The organism is Corynebacterium sp. HMSC05C01 (genome assembly GCF_001807155.1).
GTDB classification, from domain to species: domain Bacteria; phylum Actinomycetota; class Actinomycetes; order Mycobacteriales; family Mycobacteriaceae; genus Corynebacterium; species Corynebacterium coyleae.
In genome coordinates, this window is sequence record NZ_KV787933.1 from 75,879 (window position 1) to 93,969 (window position 18,091).

The window sequence follows — 18,091 nt, forward strand, 5'->3', positions numbered from 1 at the left end:
ATGAGTTTCAACGCCGTTGTCACGTTGTGGTTTGTCAACACTGCTGAACCTGCGGAGGTGTTGCGTCGCGAGCCGAAGGCCGACCGCGGGTTTGGCCGAAAGCTGCTGGCTCAGGTGAATCCGGCGTGGCCAATCACGCCGATTGGGTCGTTTCCGTTGAACCGCTCGTCGGTGCCTGGCCGCGACGAGTTTTATATTGCGGGCTTCCCGGGGATTTCGGTGGTGCGCATGCGTGTGGACGTCACCGAGTTGTCCTCCCCTACCCAATGGCACACCGCGCTTCCCGCAGCGGACGTGTTCGTTATCGCGCTGGGTACGGATAGCGACTTTGGCGGCTTCGCCCACTTCAATGGCGAGAAGGTGTCGCGCAGTTTCTGCGCCACCCGCACCAGTGTTATCGAAGACATCGGCCTGCCTGAGCCGTTTGAGGCCCCCTACTGGGCGGGCGAGAAGGCGGAACAAGCAGGCGGGATTGCGCTGCCGTTTGAGCCGAAGGACCTTGCGCTTGCCTCCGAGGATGCCTGGCTGGGTGCGGAGATCGGCCAGAACGGCCCGGACATCAACGTGGTGGGCTACGCCGTGGACGGCCGGCCTGAGCCGAAGATTGAGGAGCCGAAGCCGGCCACCAAGTCGGTCAACGAGGTCGCCGCGAAGTTCGCGGAGCGCGATAAGGCTTACGACGACTACGAGGCCGAGCAAGAGAAGCAAGAGGGCGACGAGTTCGCCGAGCTGGCGGACGCGTCCGTCGCCGCTGCGAAGCGCATCGGCCGGGGTGTACGCCGTCGCGCTGTAGAGTGGGCGGCTGCGTTAAAGGAGCGCATCCGCCACATCGACCGCTAACCGGGCTAGCCCGGTTAGCGCATGCGCTCGTAGAACGCGATCGCGGCCGAGGTGGCCACGTTCAGCGAATCGGTGCCCGGCGCCATCGGAATCTTGGCGCGCACGTCGGTAGCACGCATGGCGTGCGGGGTCAGCCCCGGGCCTTCCCCACCAACAAGGAAGGCAACTTTGTCGTGGCCCTGGATGGCATCTTTAAGTTCGACGGCGTCGTCAGCGGGGGTCAGTGAAATGAGCCACCAGCCGTCGTCGTGAAGTTCGGCGAGCGAGCGCTGCCACGTCGTCGGGGTGCCCTCCAGGTGCGCGAACGGGGTGCGCAGCACGTGCCCCATGGACACGCGCACACTGCGCCGGTAGAGCGGGTCAGCGGTCGCCGCCCCGAAAAGCACGCCGTCGACCCCCATGCCGGCGGCGTTGCGGAAGATGGACCCGATGTTTTCGTGGTCGCCGACCCCTTCCAGGATCACCAAGGTGCGCGCCCCTTCGAGCACCTCGGAAACGGTGAGCGGCTCCGGCTTATCGGCGGAGACCAACAGGCCGCGGTGCATGTCGTATCCGGCAACCTCCCCCATGATCTGGCGGGTGATCTCGTACACCGGGATGCCGCGGCGCGACAACTCCTCGCCGTAGTCGGCCATGAACGACTCAAGCCGTCCCCCGAAGCCGAACACGGCGCGCACCGGAAAGCGCGACTCGACCAGCCGGCCAGCCACCAGCGGCCCCTCGGCGAAGACAAGGTTTTTCTCCTTGTCGGAGTGCTTCAGGTCGCGGATGTCGTCGAGACGGGGGTCGAGGGGGTCGTCGATACGCAATTGCATTTAGCTAATCGCTGCCATGATCGGGCCCTGCGCGAAGTACACGACGAACAGGGCGGAGATGAGCCACATGATCCAGTGGATGTCCTTCGCCTTGCCGGCGAACAGGGACAGCAGCGCAAACGAGATGAAGCCGACGCCGATGCCGTTGGCGATGGAGTAGGTCAGCGGCATGGTGACGATGGTCAAGAATGCCGGCAGCGCGACCGAGAAGTCGTTCCACTTGATCTGGCCGACCTGCATCATCATGAGCGCACCGACGACAACGAGTACCGGTGCCGCGGCCTCGATGGGCACGACCTCGTAGAGCGGGGTGAAGAACATTGCGAGCAGGAACAGCACACCGGTGACCACGTTGGCCAGGCCGGTACGAGCGCCGTCGGCGATACCTGCCGAGGAGTCCACGAACACCGTGTTCGACGACGCCGACGCGCCACCACCCACGACTGCGCCGAAGCCTTCGACGACGAGGGCACGCTTCATGTCGGGCAGGACGCCGTCCTCAGCGGCGAGGCCAGCCTGGCGGCCAAGCGCCGTCATGGTACCCATGGCGTCGAAGAAGTTCGCCAGCACCAGGGTGAACACCAGCAGGGCTGCGGAAATGACGCCGATGTTGATAAACGCACCAAACAGGTCGATGTTGCCCACGATGGACAGATCCGGGATGCCGCCGAAGGAATCCGGCAGCTCCGGCACGGCCAAGCTCCACCCCTGCGGGTTGTCTGCGGACGAGCCGGAACCCGTGATCGCCTCCACAATCATGGCAACAATCGTGGTCAGGATGATGCCGATGAACAGGCCACCACGCACGTTGCGCACAACCATGAAGCCACAGATGAACAGGCCGATGATGAACACGAAGGTCGGCCAGGATGCGATCGAGCCGCCGGTGCCCAGCTGGACCGGAACGGTAGTCATGGCGGCATCCGGGATGCGGCGGACAAAGCCGGCATCTACAAGGCCGATGGTGGCGATGAACATGCCGATACCGACACTCATAGCCACCTTCATCGAATCCGGAATAGCGTTAAACACGGCGGTGCGGAAACCGGAGATGGCCAGCAGCACGATGATGATGCCGTCGATAACCACCAGGCCCATCGCTTCCGCCCAGGTCAGCCCCTGCTGGCCCACCATGGTCACGGCGACGAGCGTGTTAATACCCAAGCCGGCGGCGATGCCGAAGGGGTACTTGGCAACCAGGCCGAACAAGATACACATCACGCCAGCAGCCAAAGCGGTGGCGGCCGCTACCTGCGGGATGCCCAGCACGGTGCCCTCACGGTCGGGGCTGGTGCCGATAATCAGCGGGTTCAGCAGCACGATGTATGCCATCGCGAAGAAGGTCACTACCCCGGCGCGCACTTCGGTGCCCACCGTGGATCCGCGCTCTGTGATGTGGAAGAAGGCGTCCAGCCCGCCGCGCGGCTGCGGCTGGTCCTTATGCATTTTTGCTCCCGTGGTCGTACTCACGGGGGCTTAGCTTTTCACTGTCCCTGGGCAAACGCAACTATTTTGCTGCCCCAGTGATTGGAGTTACTTAGGAGTTATCTACTTCCGTGTCCGAGTGCGCGCCGCAACCGTAGGAAGACGCCACGACATGGCCGTCGGCGGAATACTCGTTGGTACAAGCACCGAAGTGCTCCCCCACCGGTTCCGCCATGGGGATATAGAAGGCGCAGGTGCGGCACGACAGGGCTGCCTTTTCAGCAAACTCGCTGTTTGGCCCGTAGTCGCCGGTGCGCCAGCGGTGCTTTGCGTCCTCTAACCCTTGTTTGGTCAGGTAGTGCTTGGTTTCGCGGCCCGGGAAGGTAATGGCGTCGCGGGCAAAGGAATCGTCGGTGACGCGTTCGTCGTCAGGCAGGAGCTCCAACACATCGCCTGGGCCCAGGTCGCCGGGGCGTAGCCGCTCGGAGTACGGCACCCAGTCGGGCGCTTCGAGCGCACCTTGGGAGGGCACGAGCGCGACCTCGTTGACGGTGACCGCGTTGGAGCCGTCCGCGCAGGCGATGACGGCGTTCCATTCCCACCCGGCGTATCCGGGCACGTCGGCTTCGAAGCGGTGGGTGGCAACATTGCGGGTCAGGCCGGTAACACCGATGTGTTCGCCGATGTCGCCGTCTGCGATTTCTTCAAGCGCCTCGAGCGCAATAGCTATTGCATCGTTGCCAAGCAACGGGTTGCGGGAGCGAGTGCGTTTTCTGGATCGTGACACGCTTACCCATTATGCGCGATGTAGTGCAGGATGTAACCCATGGGTCATCGTGAAGCTTTGTCCGCTCTGTCTGTTATCGCTGCGCTTTCGGGCGGTTTGCTTGCTGGCTGCGCGCCGGAGTCGTCCACCCCAAGCGTCGAGCACCTTCGCGCCGAGGTGATCGAGCGCCTCCCGTTCGACCAGACCAGTTTCACGCAGGGCCTCGAGGTCACCGCCGACGGCAACCTCTACGTTGGCACTGGCCAGGAGGGCGAATCGCGCCTGTACACCCGCACTATCGCTGGCGATGAGCTCGCGTCGGTTGATTTGGATCCGCAGTTTTTCGGCGAGGGCATTACGCGTATCGACGACACCCTGTGGCAGTTGACGTGGCTCGACGGGACAGCGATTCGTCGCAACGCAGAAACGCTCGAGGAGATCGGCCGCGCCTCCTATCAGGGCGAAGGCTGGGGGCTGTGCTCACGTACGGAAGCGAACGAGGTGATCTTCTCCGACGGCACCGAAGAGCTGCGCCGCATGGATCCGGAAACGCTCGAGGAGCGCGAACGCTTCGCCGTCACGCTTGATGGCGAGCCGGTGGCGGGCCTCAACGAGTTGGAGTGCGTCGGTAACGATGTCTACGCCAACGTGTTCACCACCACCGACATCGTGCGCATTGACGCGGAAACGGGCGAGGTCACCGCACGTATCGACGCCTCCGCCCTGCCTAATAACGCCACCGACGACCCGAACCACGTCCTCAACGGCATCGCCCACATCCCGGGCACTGACGAGTTCTTCCTTGCCGGCAAGCGCTGGCCGGACATGTACCGGGTGCGCTTTACCCAGGCTGACTAGTTAGGATTTCTCGCCATGGCACAACGTTCAGGCAGCAAGCAGTGGAAAACCATCGTGGTCGCCCTCGTGGGCGTCCTGGCACTCGTCGGCGTGGTCTACGCCGTCATGGAGTACCAGCGCACCCGCCCCACCACTCCGGTCGATGAACTGACGGTGTCGGTGGCTGCTAACGGTGAGCGCGAGGACATCGGCGTGTACACCGTGTGTGAGTTGGACGAGGAGTGTGCCGGCGGCGACGCCCCCACCATGCAGCGCGGCGAGGGTGATGTGGTGGTTACGGTTCCTGACGAGATTGCGTCGAATAGCTGGCGCCTGCTGCTCATTTACGACGACCCGGAGGCCAACTCCGAGCGCGTCTTCACCTCCGGCGAGGCAACCGAGGAGACCGTGCCGGCTACGACCGAGTCCGGCGCGAAGCTCGTCGTTGCCGAGGTAACCACCCTGGACATTAAAAAGGGCGATGACGGGGAGGAAACCCCTGTCATCGCCACATGGTCCGTGGGCTTTAACTAATTACGCATCCAGCTCGCGCGCCACGGCCCGCAGGATCTCCGCCACCTGGCGGCCTTCCTTGCGGTCCGGGTAGCGGCCGTTGGTCAAAGCAGGCTGGACCTGGGTCTCGATGAGCGTCATCACGTCCGCGAGCATGCTTCCCAGCTCCTCCGGCTTACGGCGGTGCACTGGGCGGCGCTTCGGGGTATCCAGCACCTTCACGCGCAGCGCCTGTGGGCCGCGACGGCCTGCGGCGAAGTCGAACTCGATGCGCTGGCCTGCGACCAGCTCCTCAACTCCCTCAGGCAGCACGGACTTACCGATGAAGACATCCTCGTCTCCCGGGTTGGATGCGAAGCCGAACCCTTTTTCGGCGTCGTACCATTTCACCTTTCCGACAGGCATGGCGCTCTCCTTCCGTAACGCATCACTTATGCAGTATCACTCGTGCAGATGTACCGCCAGTAAGTAAAACAAAATCAAAACCTTACTATTTCCGCCCGAAAATCAAGCAGTTCACGCCAGTGTGACCCAGAACACATATTTTGCATGTCGCGCCTTCGAGCTGGGGAAATGTGAGGCTTTTTCGAGTATTGCGCCCCAAAACGACACCGTTACGTGACACAATCGTTATACAACGTTAGGCTGTCCCGAGAAATTGGCGGTCAACGATGAGAGGAAACGAAACAATGGGACGCCACTCTAAGAAGACCACCTCCATGGGCAAGAAGGCTCTGGCAGGTTCTGCAGCAGCAGCTGCACTGGCTGGCATTGTTGCCCCGCAGGCAACCGCAGCACCGGATTCCGACTGGGACAAGCTCGCACAGTGCGAGTCCGGCGGCAACTGGGCTATCAACACCGGCAACGGCTACTACGGTGGCCTGCAGTTCTCCTACGGCACCTGGCTGGCATACGGTGGCGGCGAGTTCGCCCCGACCGCTAACCTGGCAACCCGCGAGCAGCAGATCGCTGTCGCCGAGCGCACCCTGGCAGGTCAGGGTTGGGGCGCATGGCCGGCTTGCTCCGCTCGCTACGGCCTGAACTCCGCACCGACCAACCGCGACGCGCAGGTATCCAAGCCGGCCCCGCAGCCAGCACCGGCACCGGCACAGCAGGCCGCTCCGGCTCAGCCGGCAGCACAGGCCCAGGCTCCGGCCGCACAGTCCCCGCAGGTCGATGCCCTTTACGCACAGGTGCGTAACGCTATCCAGGCATTCGGCTTCCAGGTTCCGGCTTCCGTGCAGTCCAACTACGTTGCTAACCGCAACGACTACAGCGCGTTCTACGCTGCAAACCAGCCGCTGATCGACGCTGCCCTCTCCGGCGACTTCGCAGCCGTGGCAAACCTGGTCGGCGCTAACTTTGCCAACCAGGTCAACAACACCGTTGCTTCCGTGCAGCAGTCCTTCCAGGCTCGCTAAGCAATAGCGCACAGCAATCGTCCGCCCCGTTCAGGTTGTGAACGGGGCGTTTGCCTTTGCCACCCCACAACAAAAACCGGCACGGTCAGGCACCGTGCCGGTCTTTTAAGTTCCGCTGGTTTAGCGGTTGATGCGCGTCGTCGGGTGGACGTAGCCCGTCTCTTCTGCCGGCATCGGCAGGATCAGGTCGTCGCCGAACGGGCTGGAAGCACCGGTTAACGTCGAGGTGATCTCGGTGACCGGGTGCAGGTTACCTGGGGTATTAGCGGGCCATGCGGGGTTTGCGCGCCCAATCTTCTTCACATCTTTAGCCATGCCCCTCATTCTTTCACGCCGGAGACAAAAACGCAAGTAAACTCACCCCCGCAATGTCTACGTTCCCTAAATTCTTGAGTTCGCTCGATGACGACGCGCTGCACGCCCTCATCGAGGCACGCCCGGATGCCTTCTTCCCCGCCCCGCCGTCGGTGGGCTCACTCGCAACCAGGCTCGGCCTTCCCGGGTCGGCATCGCGCGCGTTGCGTCTCCTCAACGCCGCGGATCTGGCGGTGCTCGAGCAGCTCGCGGATGCCGGAGCGGAGCTTGAGCCTGTGAACGCCACCGGCTTCGGCTCCACTCACCACCTGCGCGAGTTGGCGCTCGTGTTTGGTCCGGATGAGGCGTTGCGTATCGCCCCCGGCACGCTGACTGCCCTGCCTCCCGGTTGGCGCGTGACCGATACGCTGCCGCCCGGCGCGACCGAGGCGCTGGCGTCACTGCCTGCCCGCGAACGCAAGGTGCTGGACACCCTTGCGGCGTCCGGCGGGGTGGGCACAACCGCGGCGGCTGCACCCGATGCGGACCCGGATGCGCCGGTGGCCAAGTTGCTCGCGCTTGGCATGCTTGTGCGCGTCAACGAGACCACGGTGCGCCTGCCCCGCCCGGTGCGCGACGCGATGCGTGGCGCAACGCCGCGCGTGTTCCCGCTTGCACCACCCGCCGTACCAGAGATCGATCAGGCCACTATCGACGAAACCGCCACCGCCCAGGGCCTCGACGCGGTGCGCCAGATGCGCCAACTGGTCATGACGCTGATGGATACCCCGGTGGTACTGAACAAAGACGGCACCGTCGGCGTGCGCGCGGCGGCAAACCTGGAAAAGGCACTTGGGTTCGACCCGAGCTTGCTTGTCACCGTCGGCGAATCCGCAGGTCTTGTCGGCCGCGGCAACGTCGACGACGAGGACGTGCTCGCCGCTACCCGCGACGCCCTGACCTGGCTTGACGCGACACTGTCCGACCAGTGGGCGATTGTGCTCGCCGGCTGGGTGGCCTCCCCGTGGCGCGTGGATACAGGGGCGAATTTGCTGAGCGACGACGCCCACGCCCCAGCGCTTCGCCACGCCCGCCTCACCATGCTGCGACACGCGGGCGACATGGACCGGATGCTCTTCCACGCCCCGCTGGAATCGTCGGGGTTCTCCGACAACCTCATCGCCGCGGTTGTCCGGGAAGCCGAGTTCGTCGGCGCGCTGGCCAACCAAGCGCAGTCGACCCCGACGCTAGCCCTGATCAACGGCGAGGACGTCGCCGCAGCAACCGCCACGCTCGTGCCTGCCTCGGTGGACACGTTGATCGCCCAGGCCGACATGACGGTGCTAGCCCCGGGCCCGCTCGAGCCCGCAATGGCCGGGTTCATCGAGCGCATCGCGGATCTGGAGTCGCCTGGTCTTGCCAGCGTGTGGCGCATCTCGGAAGCCTCGGTGCGCCGCGGCCTGGACAGTGGCCTGACCGCCCCGGAGATCCACGGCTGGCTGGCCGACCACGTGCTTGGCGAGGTCCCCCAGGCCATCACCTTCATCATCGACGACACTGCCCGCACCCACGGCGCCATCCGCGCCGGCGAAGCACTCTCCTACATCCGTTCCGAGGACCCGGCGCTCATCGCTACCGCAGCAGAGAAGTTAGGCCTGCGGGTCCTCGCCCCCACCGTCGCCATCTCACACCTGCCGCTGGCAAAGCTCATGACGGCGCTGCGCACCGCAGGACTACAACCCACCGCAGAGGACGACCAGGGTGTTTCCGTCAACATGGCTCCCGAGCCCGCCCTGGTTGCGCCGACGCCATCGACGCTTCCGAAGTCGCGGAGGGTGGCGCCGGAGCAGGTGCGTGCGATCGTCGCAAAGCTGCGCTCTGCGGAGACCACCGATGCTGGCAGCGGGGATGCGTTTGAAACGCTGCGCGCGGCGGCGCGAGCGCGCAGGCACGTCACGGTGGGCTACGTGGACAAGCAGGGGCGCGGCAAGACGATCACCGTCCTGCCGCTGAGTGTCACCGCGGGTCAGGTGGACGCGCTCGACGAGGCCAAGGACCGGGTCGTGCGCATCGCCCTGCCGCGAGTGACAAAAGTGGTGCTGGCCTAGCGGCTGGCGCGCTCCAGGATTTCCAGGATGTGCTCGTAGTCCGCGCCGGTCGCGGCCGTCAGGCCCAACTCGCAGGTGCGGTTCGACGACGCGTGGCACGCCGAGCCGAACTCCTTGGCCTGTGCAGCCTCCCGCTTCGTCGCGGCGTGGGTGAGTTCGGGGTGCAGCATGCCGCGATCCCCGGCGTAACCACAGCAGTTCCACTCGGCCGGAACGTTCACGTCCTCTGCCGCGGCGGCCGCAACGTGCTTCAGCGTATCGACGATACCCAGGTGGGTCGCCGAACACGTCGGGTGCAGCGTCACCGATGGCACCTTGTGGTTGACCGTGAGGCGATCGAGCACGTGCTCGTCGACAAACTCGATGGCATCGATGACCGTGATGCCGATGTTTTCGGCCATGTCGCGGAAGCCGTGCGTACAGCTCGACGCGTCCACCACAACCGGTAGGCGTCCGCCGTCGGTAGCTGCGATGAGCTGGTCGTTGACGCGACGCTGCATGATGTCATGGCCGGTGCTCATGCCCTTCGAGGTCCACGGGGTGCCGCAGCACATGCCGTCGATGCCCTCCGGCACCACCAGCGACAGGCCGGCGCGCTCGACGAGTTTCGCAAACGCCTCCGAGGCGCCGACGCCATCGCCCTGCGGGCCGAACATGGAGTTCACGCACGCCGGGACGAACACGCCAACAGGCTCCGCGCCCGGCGCGCCGACCTGCGTGCCGAACGCCTTGGAGCGCTTCACGCCACCCTTGGACAGCTCCGGGCGGTACTGCGGAACGGTGTCTTCCCCTACGAGGGCGCGGGCGACGTCAGTAACCTTCTGCACCAGGCTCGTCGGCATCATGTACGCGCCTGTCAGGGCTGTGGACGCCAGGGTGTTGCCCGGACCCCACGCCTTTGCGGCGGCCGCCCAACCAGCGGACTTCACGGCGCCGGCCTGGCCGCGGCGCAGCGACTTGATGAACTTGCCGGTGTCAATACCCACCGGGCACGCGGTGACACACATGGAGTCCACCGCACAGGTGTCGATGCCGTCGTACTGGTAGGCCTCGTCGATGTGCTTAACCAGCTCCATGTCGCCTTCCTGCAGCGCCTTCGCACGCGCGCGACGCACGACGATGCGCTGGCGCGGGGTCATGGTCAGGTCGCGCGAGGGGCACACCGGCTCGCAGTAGCCACACTCCACACAGGAGTCGATCTCGTCTTCGACCTGCGGGTTGAGCTTGAAGTTCTTCATGTGCTCGCGCTCGTCGTCAGTGATGATCACGCCCGGGTTCATCACCCCGCGCGGGTCGGCGGCGCGCTTGAGCGCCGCCATCACGTCGTAGAGTTCCTCGCCGTACTGGCGGCGCACGTACGGCGCCATGACGCGGCCGGTGCCGTGCTCTGCCTTGAGGTTGCCGCCGGCGCCGAGCACGAGGTCGACCATGTCCTCGTTGAAGCCGTCGTAACGCGTGAGGTTTTCGTCGCCCTCGAAGCGGTCGGTGATCAAAAAGTGGATGTTGCCGTCCTTGGCGTGGCCGAAGATGACGGCGTCGTCGTAGCGGTATTCGTCGAAAAGCTGCTGCAGCCCACCGCAGGTGTCGGCGAGGTCCTCGACGGGCACCGCGATGTCCTCGAGCAACGCAGTGGTGCCGGACGGGCGAGCCTCCGCGACCTGGGCGTAGAGGCCCTTGCGGAACGCCCACGCCTTGGCGGCCTCCATGGGGTCGGTGCTGAACTGCGCCGGGGTCTGCAGGTCGAACTCGCGCAGGAGCTTGGAGCCGGCCTGCTCGTATTCGCGCAGCTGCTCAGCCTCGTTGGCGTGGTATTCGATGAGCAGCGCCGCCTGGCCGCCAAGTTCGAAGCCGGTGATCTGCTCCGGCACCGAATCGAAGGTGCGGCCGACCTTGATGGAGCGCGAGTCCATCAACTCCAGCGTCGCCGCCTTCGACTCAAACAGGGCCGGCAGGGAGCGCGTCGCGGCGTCCAACGTCGGGTAGACCGCGATGGTGGTCGTCTTCAGTTTCGGCACCTCGATGGTGCGCAGGACGGCCTCCGCGATAAACGCGAGTGTGCCCTCGGATGCGACCAGCAGGTGCATGAAGATGTCCAGCGGCGAGTCGTAATCCAAAAACGAATTCAGGCTGTAGCCCATCGTGTTTTTCAGCGCGAAGTGGCGCTCGATGATGTCTACGGATTCCTTGTTGTCGCGCACACGTCGCTTGAGCTGCTCGATCGTGTCCACAAGCTCCGGCTCCTGGCGGGCGAACTGCGCCTCCGCATCCGGGTGGGCGGTGTCGATCACCGTGCCGGACGGTAGGACGAAGGTGACGGACTCGATGGTGTTGTAGGTGTTGAACTCCGTGCCGCACGCCATGCCGGAGGAGTTGTTGGCAATCACGCCACCCATCGTCGCGGCGCCCTCGGACGCCGGGTCCGGGCCGATCTTGCGGCCGAACGCGGCCAGGTGCGCGTTGACCTGGCGCACCGTGGAGCCGGGCTGGACGCGCACGCGCTTGCCACCGTCAAGCACTTCCACGCCACGGAAGTGCTTACGCACGTCCACTAGCATGCCCGCACCACCTGCCTGGCCGGACAACGAGGTACCGCCGCCGCGCAGCACCACCGGGGCGCCGGAGGATGCCGACGCGCGGAACGCCGCCGCTACGTCGTTCGCGTTGCGCGCTTCCACCACCACATCGGGGGTGTAGAGGAAGTGGGATGCGTCGTGGGCGTACTTGATGCGGTCGATCGGGCGCGTGGACAGCGCCTCGTCGGCGCCGAGTTCGTGGGCCAGATGCGCCGCTGGGGATGAGATGGTTGCAGTCATGAGTTCATGGTAAACCCGCCCTGAGCGATGTCGAATCCTTTGCTAGTTTTTGTCGGGTGACTACGTTTCAGATTCAGGACCTTCACAAGCGCTTCGGCGACGTCCAGGCCCTCGACGGAATGGACTTCACCGTCCACGATGGGGAAATGTACGGCTTCGTCGGTTCCAACGGCGCCGGTAAATCGACCACGATGCGCATCGCATTAGGCGTGCTCACTGCTGATTCTGGCGAGGTGCTCCTCGATGGGCGCCCGCTTGACGACGACTCCCGTCGCCGCATCGGCTACATGCCCGAAGAGCGCGGCCTCTACGGCAAGGAAAAGATCCTCGACCAGTTGATCTTCCTGGCCAAACTCCACGGCGTGGACGGCGCGGCCGCCAAGCAGCGCGGCACAGAACTGCTGGAGGAGTTGGGCCTCGGCGAGCGGCTCAACGACAAGCTCGACGACCTCTCCCTGGGCAACCAGCAGCGCGTGCAGTTGGCCGCCAGCCTGATCCACGACCCGGAGGTGCTCATCCTCGACGAGCCGTTCTCCGGCCTGGACCCCGTCGCCGTGGACGTGATGAGCACAATGCTCACCGACCGCGCCCGCGCCGGCGTACCGGTGATCTTCTCCTCCCACCAGCTCGATTTGGTGCAGCGGCTGTGCGACCGCATTGGCATCGTCACCCGCGGCCGCATGGTCGCCGAAGGCACCGTCGACGAGTTGCGTTCGGGCGGCCCGGTGCGCTTCCGCGTCGGTACGCAAGCCCGCGGCTGGATCCCCGCAACCGCCACGCTTATTAGCGACACCCCAACCCACGTCACCGTCGAAACCGACTCCGCCGACAACGACCAGGACATCCTCCGCGCCGCCATGGCCGCAGGCCCCGTCCACGAGTTCACCCGCGTCGTGCCGGATCTGGCCGAGCTGTTCAAGGAGGTTGTGAAGTAATGAAGACCTACTCCCCCATGCACACCATCACCACCACCGCGAAGCGCGAGGTGCAGATCCTGCTGCTGAAGAAGGGCGTCATTGTCACGCTCGTGATCATGTTGCTGGCCATTCTCGGCATGATCGGCTTCGGCACCTGGATGAAAAACAAGGACGAAGCGGAGGCAGAGGCCGGCGGCCCGGCCGTTGCCACTGTGGGTATCGCAGAGCAGCTTCTCGACGACGCCGGCTACGACGCCCGCACCGCCACCGACCGCACCGAGGCCGAACAGTTAGTCCGCGACGGCGACGTGCAGGCCGCCCTGATCGTCGAGGGAGACACCTGGGAAGTCCTTGCGGACGGCTCCCCCTCCACCACCATCCTCACCGGCCTCGACGCCCTCTCCCAGCAGCAGGCGCGCGCCGAAACCCTAAGCACCCTGGGCATTAGCCCCGCCGATTACGAGGCTGCCTCCCCGCAGATCAACGTTGTGCCGGTGGACATCAACGACACCGAAGGCGACGACACCGCAGAGCAGTTGACCCGCCTGCTGACCACCTTCTTCGCGCTGATCATCGTCATGTTCACCGTGATCACCTTTGCCGCCCAGGTGGGCAGCCGCGTCACCGAGGAGAAGTCGTCGCGTGTCGTCGAGCTCATCTTGGCCTCCGTTCGCCCGCTGGACTTCCTCGCCGGCAAACTGCTGGGCACCGTCATCTTCGGATTCCTCGCCACCGCAGCGTTGCTCGCCGTCGGCGGCATCGGCCTGAAGGTCTCGGGTCTTATCGACGACGTCGAAATCGACTGGTCCGCCCTCCCCATCCTGCTTATCGCCTGGCTGCTGTCCATGCTGTTCTTCGGCGGCCTCTACGCCGCCGCCGGCGCGATGGTGCAGCGCACCGAGGACCTGCAGTCCACCCAGATGCCGATTCTGATCCTGCTGATGGCGTGCGTGTACATCTCGTCGTTTGGTTGGTCCAACACCGACTCAACCTTCATGCAGGTCGTGAGCTGGATCCCGCCATTCTCCATCTTCGCCGCGCCCTTGACCTACGCAGCTGGCGACTTCACCGCCATCCAGCTCGCGGGCTCCTTCACGCTCGCTGCGGTCACCACTGTGCTCGTCGTGTGGGGTGCCGCCCGCATTTACAAGCGCACGATCCTCAACAACGGCAGCGTGACCAAGTGGTCACAGGTGCTGCGGAGGGGTTAGTTATTCAGGTGGTGTTGTAGATCCATGCGTTGGTGCAAGATTCGGACCACATCGACGACACCGTCGTCTTCCCGGTAGAAAATGATGTGGCTCCCGACTGCTTTCTTTCGGTAGCCAGAGCGAACTTCGCTTGCAGAGCTTCCGAGCCGCGGGTTTCCCCCAAGCATGTCGAGCATATACAGAACTTGGCCAACATAGCGCTCAGCCTGGGACAGCCCCCAACGAACGGCCGTGTAGTTCCAAATCTCTACAAGGTCAGATTCTGCTTGGCGTCTAAGCCGATACTTCATGGTCGTTCTTCATACGCGCAATGAACTCGTCGGGGTCGAAGTCGTGGACAACTTCGCTCAACTCGCCTTTTTCAAGAGCATCGTTGAGAGCCTTGAACTTCTGCTCCCGCTCCTCCACGAGCCGCAGGCCTTCGCGCAGGACTTCGCTGGCGGAGGCGTAGCGGCCGTCTTCAAGTAATTCGGCGATGAACTTGTCGTATCGTTCCCCGAGGACAACGGATGTATTTTTCGCAGCCATGCCCGTAGACTACCAACGCCTACGAACAGGAGGAGTAGATCGCATGGCTCTCGGCGACGGCCCGCTTATCGTCCAATCGGACAAGACTGTGCTGCTCGAGGTCGCGCACCCGGACGCACCCAAGGCGCGCGCCGCGCTCGCCCCGTTTGCGGAGCTCGAGCGCGCTCCCGAGCACATCCACACCTACCGCATCACCCCGCTGGCGCTGTGGAACGCCCGTGCCGCCGGCTTCGACGCCGAGCAGGCCGTTGATGTACTCGAGCGCTACTCCCGTTTTCCCGTTCCGCAGCCGCTGCTCGTGGACGTCGCCGAAACCATGGCGCGCTACGGCCGCCTCAAGCTGGTCAAGCACCCCGCGCACGGGCTCATCCTCGAGGCGGACGACCCAGCGATCCTCACCGAGGTCACCCGCTCCAAGAAGATCATTCCGCTGGTCGCATCGCGTATCGACGACACCACCATCCCCGTCCACCCCTCCGCCCGTGGCCAAATCAAACAGGAACTGACCAAACTCGGCTGGCCTGTGGAGGACCTCGCCGGCTACGTCGACGGCGAGTCGCACCCGATCGCGCTCAACCACGATGGCTGGGAGTTGCGCGACTATCAGCAGTACGCCGCCGAGTCGTTCTGGGAGGGTGGCTCCGGCGTCGTCGTGTTGCCGTGCGGCGCGGGCAAAACCATCGTGGGTGCGGCGTCGATGGCGCAGGCACAGACCACCACACTGATCCTGGTCACCAACACCGTCGCGGGCCGCCAATGGCGCGACGAGCTGCTGCGCCGCACCACGCTCACGCCCGAGGAGATCGGCGAGTACTCCGGGGAGAAGAAGGAGATCCGCCCGGTCACCATCGCCACCTACCAGGTGGTCACCCGCAAAACCAAGGGCGAATACCGCGCGCTCGAACTTTTCGACTCCCGCGACTGGGGCCTCATCATCTACGACGAAGTCCACCTCCTGCCCGCCCCCGTCTTCCGCATGGCCGCCGACCTCCAGTCGCGCCGCCGCCTAGGCCTGACCGCCACCCTGGTGCGCGAGGACGGTCGCGAGGACGACGTGTTCTCCCTCATCGGCCCCAAGCGTTACGACGCCCCCTGGAAAGAACTCGAAATGGCCGGCTACATCGCCACCGCCGAATGCGTCGAAGTGCGCACCACACTTAGCGACGACGAACGCCTCACCTACGCCACCGCCGAAACCCGCGAACGCTATCGGTTGGCGGCGTGTTCGAAGGCGAAGCTTGGGGTCGTCGATAAGCTGCTTGCAAAACATGAGGGCCAGCAGACCTTGATCATCGGCGCCTACGTCGACCAACTCGAAGAGATCGCCGCGCGCATCGACGCCCCACTTGTCGACGGAAAAACCACCACCAAAAAACGCGAAGAAGCCTTCCAAGCCTTCCGCGACGGGGCTATCTCCACCCTGGTGGTGTCCAAGGTGGCGAACTTCTCCATCGACCTGCCCGAAGCCGCCGTGGCCATCCAGGTCTCCGGCACATTCGGCTCCCGCCAAGAGGAAGCGCAGCGCCTGGGCCGGCTGCTGCGCCCGAAGGCCGACGGCGCAGAGGCCGTGTTCTACACCGTTGTCGCCCGCGACACCCTCGACGCCGAATACGCCATCCACCGCCAGCGCTTCCTCGCCGAGCAGGGCTACGCGTATCGACTCGTCGACGCCTCCGACCTCTAAACTCTTCCCCATGAAGGTTTTCAAGTTCGACGTCGACGAAGAGTATGCAAAGCAACACAACGAAATGATCCGCGACACCCGCAGCCTCGTCGCCTCGGGTGTCGCCCTCTTCGTGATCTCGCTCGCCGGCGCCGTCGCCGTCTGGTTCTTCGTCGACCCCGAATCCCCCTGGCACACCCTGGGCACGTTCGGCCTTGCCCTCTTCGGCCTCATGATGCTCGTCGTGGGCCTGCTCATCCCCCGCAGTGTGGGCAAGACGCAAGAACTTTACGACGCCAACCCGCTGGCCCCAGCCATCATCACCGAACGCGTCGGCACCACCATCACCCTGACCGCCCTGGTGAACCTCAACGTCGAGCCCTCCTTGCCACCACGCTGGGGCATCACCTCGCGCGTCTACCACCCGATCCCCAACACTTCGGACAAGGTGGGTACCAAGGTCCCTGTCGCCGCCGTGGGCGCCCAGCGCTCCACACAGAACAAGAAGATGTGGCAGATGATCACCCCGATGCCGATCGCCTGGGGCACCCCCGACGTGGCCGTCATCGACGAAGCCCGCAACGCCGTCCCCGGCGACCAATGGTCCAAACTCGAGCGCGCCCGCAAGAAGAAGGACCTCCTCGAGCAGTCCAAGAACACCGTCGTGGAGTTGTAGTTCTCTGTTTGTTTTTTGAGGTTGTTGGGGCTGTTGGGAGCGCTTGGCTGTTGGGGGGCTGTTCGGCCCCTGCCGCCCCGCGCCGGCCGTTTCGTCCGCTCTGCGCCACGCCGGCAGCCCCCATTGGCCTTGCCGACAACCCTGCCCCGCACGCCAATGCAAAACCCCACATCACACCATTCGCCAACCTGGGCGGAGTGTAAAATCCTGCAGCCAGTTGAGCTTCATTTTGCATTCACAGAAGTGCGCAGGTGGCTTTAGTGGGGGCTTCGGTGGTGTGAAGGCGATGACTCCGCGTTACGGACAGTTGGACCTCCCCCCTGCCCTTTCCCGGTGCCTATGCAGTAGCGTAATGGGTATCGATCCCCTTCTCACTCCGCATTGCGGACTAATGGGTGTACGCCAACTATGCAGCGGCATAGTTACCACGCTGTGTCCTCCTGCCACTCCGCATTGCGGACAACAGGGAAACACCAACGACTTTGCAGCGACATAGCATATCGAATCCCGTTTCCGTCTCCGCATTCCAGACAAATGGCTCCAGCCAACAACTATGCAGCGGCATAGTGGTGCCCGTGGCGTTATGGACTCTGCGTTGCGGACTAGTGGGCGCCCACCATCTATTTCGGCATGGGTGGTGGGCTACTTTTGGCGGAGCGCTTTGGGCTACTTTTCGAAGAGCGCAACCAAGCACCGTGGGAACCGACTCCGCATTGCGGACAAGTGGGTGGGCACCAACTATGCGGCGGCATAGTGATGCCCGTGGCGTCTCCCAATCTGCATTGCGGAATAGCCCGGTGATCGCCGGTGACTATGCCGTGGCATAGGCCAGCCCGTTCTGCCACTGACTCTGCATTGCGGACAAGTTGGTCGACCTCAACGACTATGCAGCGGCATAGTGGGACCCGTTCAGTCTCCCGCTCCGCATTGCGGACTAACGGGTGTACGCCAACGACTATGCAGTCGCATAGTCAGGCACGCAATGTTTCTGATTCTGCATTGTGGAAAATTGGGGGTGCCGCAACGACTATGCGGCGGCATAGTGACGCCCGCACTGTTCCTGATTCTGCATTGCGGACTAATGGGTGTACGCCAACTATGCAGTGGCATAGTCAGGCACGCAATGTTTCTGACTCTGTATTGCGGGCTGGTGGGTGTGCACCACTGTTTCTGTTGTCGGCGACAACAATCGTGTGGGTATACGTAAAAACACCCGTAAATGAAACTGGGTTTAGTTTCGTCTACGGGTGTTTGTGTGTGAAGT

The 18,091-nt window shown here is 64.1% G+C and carries 17 protein-coding genes; 9 read left to right on the top strand and 8 right to left on the bottom strand.

Annotated elements, in window-relative coordinates; translation table 11 throughout:
- The gene (locus HMPREF3145_RS01330; protein ID WP_070421460.1) at nucleotides 1–840 is read left to right on the top strand and encodes a DUF6928 family protein; all 840 of its coding nucleotides are present in this window, start codon (nucleotides 1–3) and stop codon (nucleotides 838–840) included.
- A 14-nt stretch (nucleotides 841–854) separates the two neighbouring features.
- Here the strand turns inward: HMPREF3145_RS01330 and HMPREF3145_RS01335 are convergent, their stop codons facing one another.
- From HMPREF3145_RS01335 to HMPREF3145_RS01345, 3 genes are all read right to left on the bottom strand, one after another.
- Nucleotides 855–1,655: a TrmH family RNA methyltransferase gene (locus HMPREF3145_RS01335; RefSeq protein WP_070421461.1), complete on the bottom strand. Its 801-nt coding sequence runs from the start codon at nucleotides 1,653–1,655 to the stop codon at nucleotides 855–857.
- Nucleotides 1,656–3,101: an NCS2 family permease gene (locus tag HMPREF3145_RS01340; protein ID WP_070421462.1), complete on the bottom strand. Its 1,446-nt coding sequence runs from the start codon at nucleotides 3,099–3,101 to the stop codon at nucleotides 1,656–1,658.
- Between the two features lie 91 nt (nucleotides 3,102–3,192).
- Nucleotides 3,193–3,867: a DUF3027 domain-containing protein gene (locus HMPREF3145_RS01345; RefSeq protein ID WP_083279317.1), complete on the bottom strand. Its 675-nt coding sequence runs from the start codon at nucleotides 3,865–3,867 to the stop codon at nucleotides 3,193–3,195.
- A 39-nt stretch (nucleotides 3,868–3,906) separates the two neighbouring features.
- On the opposite strand from HMPREF3145_RS01345, the gene HMPREF3145_RS01350 reads away from it, so the two are divergent.
- On the top strand, nucleotides 3,907–4,704 hold the full coding sequence (locus tag HMPREF3145_RS01350) for a glutaminyl-peptide cyclotransferase (RefSeq protein ID WP_070421464.1): 798 nt from the start codon (nucleotides 3,907–3,909) through the stop codon (nucleotides 4,702–4,704).
- 15 nt (nucleotides 4,705–4,719) lie between these two features.
- Nucleotides 4,720–5,217 (top strand): DUF2771 family protein, encoded by a 498-nt coding sequence (locus tag HMPREF3145_RS01355; RefSeq protein ID WP_070421465.1) that lies wholly within the window; start codon nucleotides 4,720–4,722, stop codon nucleotides 5,215–5,217.
- Here HMPREF3145_RS01355 and HMPREF3145_RS01360 read toward each other — a convergent pair whose 3' ends face one another.
- Entirely contained in the window at nucleotides 5,218–5,601 is a 384-nt protein-coding gene (locus tag HMPREF3145_RS01360) for a cold-shock protein (protein WP_070421466.1), read from the bottom strand. It abuts the gene before it with no gap.
- A 284-nt stretch (nucleotides 5,602–5,885) separates the two neighbouring features.
- On the opposite strand from HMPREF3145_RS01360, the gene HMPREF3145_RS01365 reads away from it, so the two are divergent.
- Entirely contained in the window at nucleotides 5,886–6,617 is a 732-nt protein-coding gene (locus tag HMPREF3145_RS01365) for a resuscitation-promoting factor Rpf1 domain-containing protein (protein ID WP_070421467.1), read from the top strand.
- Nucleotides 6,618–6,737: 120 nt separating this feature from the next.
- Here HMPREF3145_RS01365 and HMPREF3145_RS01370 read toward each other — a convergent pair whose 3' ends face one another.
- The gene (locus HMPREF3145_RS01370; RefSeq protein WP_092101852.1) at nucleotides 6,738–6,932 is read right to left on the bottom strand and encodes a hypothetical protein; all 195 of its coding nucleotides are present in this window, start codon (nucleotides 6,930–6,932) and stop codon (nucleotides 6,738–6,740) included.
- A 53-nt stretch (nucleotides 6,933–6,985) separates the two neighbouring features.
- Here HMPREF3145_RS01370 and HMPREF3145_RS01375 point away from each other — a divergent pair, with 53 nt between their 5' ends.
- Entirely contained in the window at nucleotides 6,986–9,019 is a 2,034-nt protein-coding gene (locus tag HMPREF3145_RS01375; protein ID WP_070421469.1) for a helicase-associated domain-containing protein, read from the top strand.
- Here the strand turns inward: HMPREF3145_RS01375 and HMPREF3145_RS01380 are convergent.
- Nucleotides 9,016–11,832: an FAD-binding and (Fe-S)-binding domain-containing protein gene (locus HMPREF3145_RS01380; protein WP_070421470.1), complete on the bottom strand. Its 2,817-nt coding sequence runs from the start codon at nucleotides 11,830–11,832 to the stop codon at nucleotides 9,016–9,018. The two genes, HMPREF3145_RS01375 and HMPREF3145_RS01380, sit on opposite strands and share 4 nt — an antisense overlap.
- Nucleotides 11,833–11,888: 56 nt before the next feature.
- On the opposite strand from HMPREF3145_RS01380, the gene HMPREF3145_RS01385 reads away from it, so the two are divergent.
- Both HMPREF3145_RS01385 and HMPREF3145_RS01390 read left to right on the top strand, forming a co-directional pair.
- Nucleotides 11,889–12,767, top strand: a complete 879-nt coding sequence (locus HMPREF3145_RS01385) for an ABC transporter ATP-binding protein (protein ID WP_070421471.1) — start codon at nucleotides 11,889–11,891, stop codon at nucleotides 12,765–12,767.
- Nucleotides 12,767–13,960, top strand: a complete 1,194-nt coding sequence (locus HMPREF3145_RS01390) for an ABC transporter permease (protein WP_070421472.1) — start codon at nucleotides 12,767–12,769, stop codon at nucleotides 13,958–13,960. The genes HMPREF3145_RS01385 and HMPREF3145_RS01390 overlap by 1 nt, the downstream gene beginning before the upstream one ends.
- On the opposite strand, the gene HMPREF3145_RS01395 is transcribed toward HMPREF3145_RS01390, so the two are convergent.
- A complete protein-coding gene (locus tag HMPREF3145_RS01395) occupies nucleotides 13,957–14,250 on the bottom strand; it encodes a type II toxin-antitoxin system RelE/ParE family toxin (protein WP_070421473.1) in 294 nt (97 codons plus the stop codon). The genes HMPREF3145_RS01390 and HMPREF3145_RS01395 overlap by 4 nt on opposite strands.
- Nucleotides 14,234–14,488 carry a type II toxin-antitoxin system ParD family antitoxin gene (locus HMPREF3145_RS01400; RefSeq protein ID WP_070421474.1) on the bottom strand — a complete coding sequence of 85 codons (255 nt, stop codon included), beginning with the start codon at nucleotides 14,486–14,488 and terminating at the stop codon, nucleotides 14,234–14,236. The genes HMPREF3145_RS01395 and HMPREF3145_RS01400 overlap by 17 nt, the downstream gene beginning before the upstream one ends.
- A gap of 43 nt (nucleotides 14,489–14,531) precedes the next feature.
- Between HMPREF3145_RS01400 and HMPREF3145_RS01405 the strand changes: the two genes are divergently transcribed.
- Together HMPREF3145_RS01405 and HMPREF3145_RS01410 are read left to right on the top strand one after the other, a co-directional pair.
- A complete protein-coding gene (locus HMPREF3145_RS01405) occupies nucleotides 14,532–16,172 on the top strand; it encodes a DNA repair helicase XPB (protein ID WP_070421475.1) in 1,641 nt (546 codons plus the stop codon).
- Nucleotides 16,173–16,182: 10 nt separating this feature from the next.
- Entirely contained in the window at nucleotides 16,183–16,827 is a 645-nt protein-coding gene (locus tag HMPREF3145_RS01410; protein WP_070421476.1) for a DUF3239 domain-containing protein, read from the top strand.
- The last annotated feature ends 1,264 nt before the right edge of the window (nucleotides 16,828–18,091 follow it).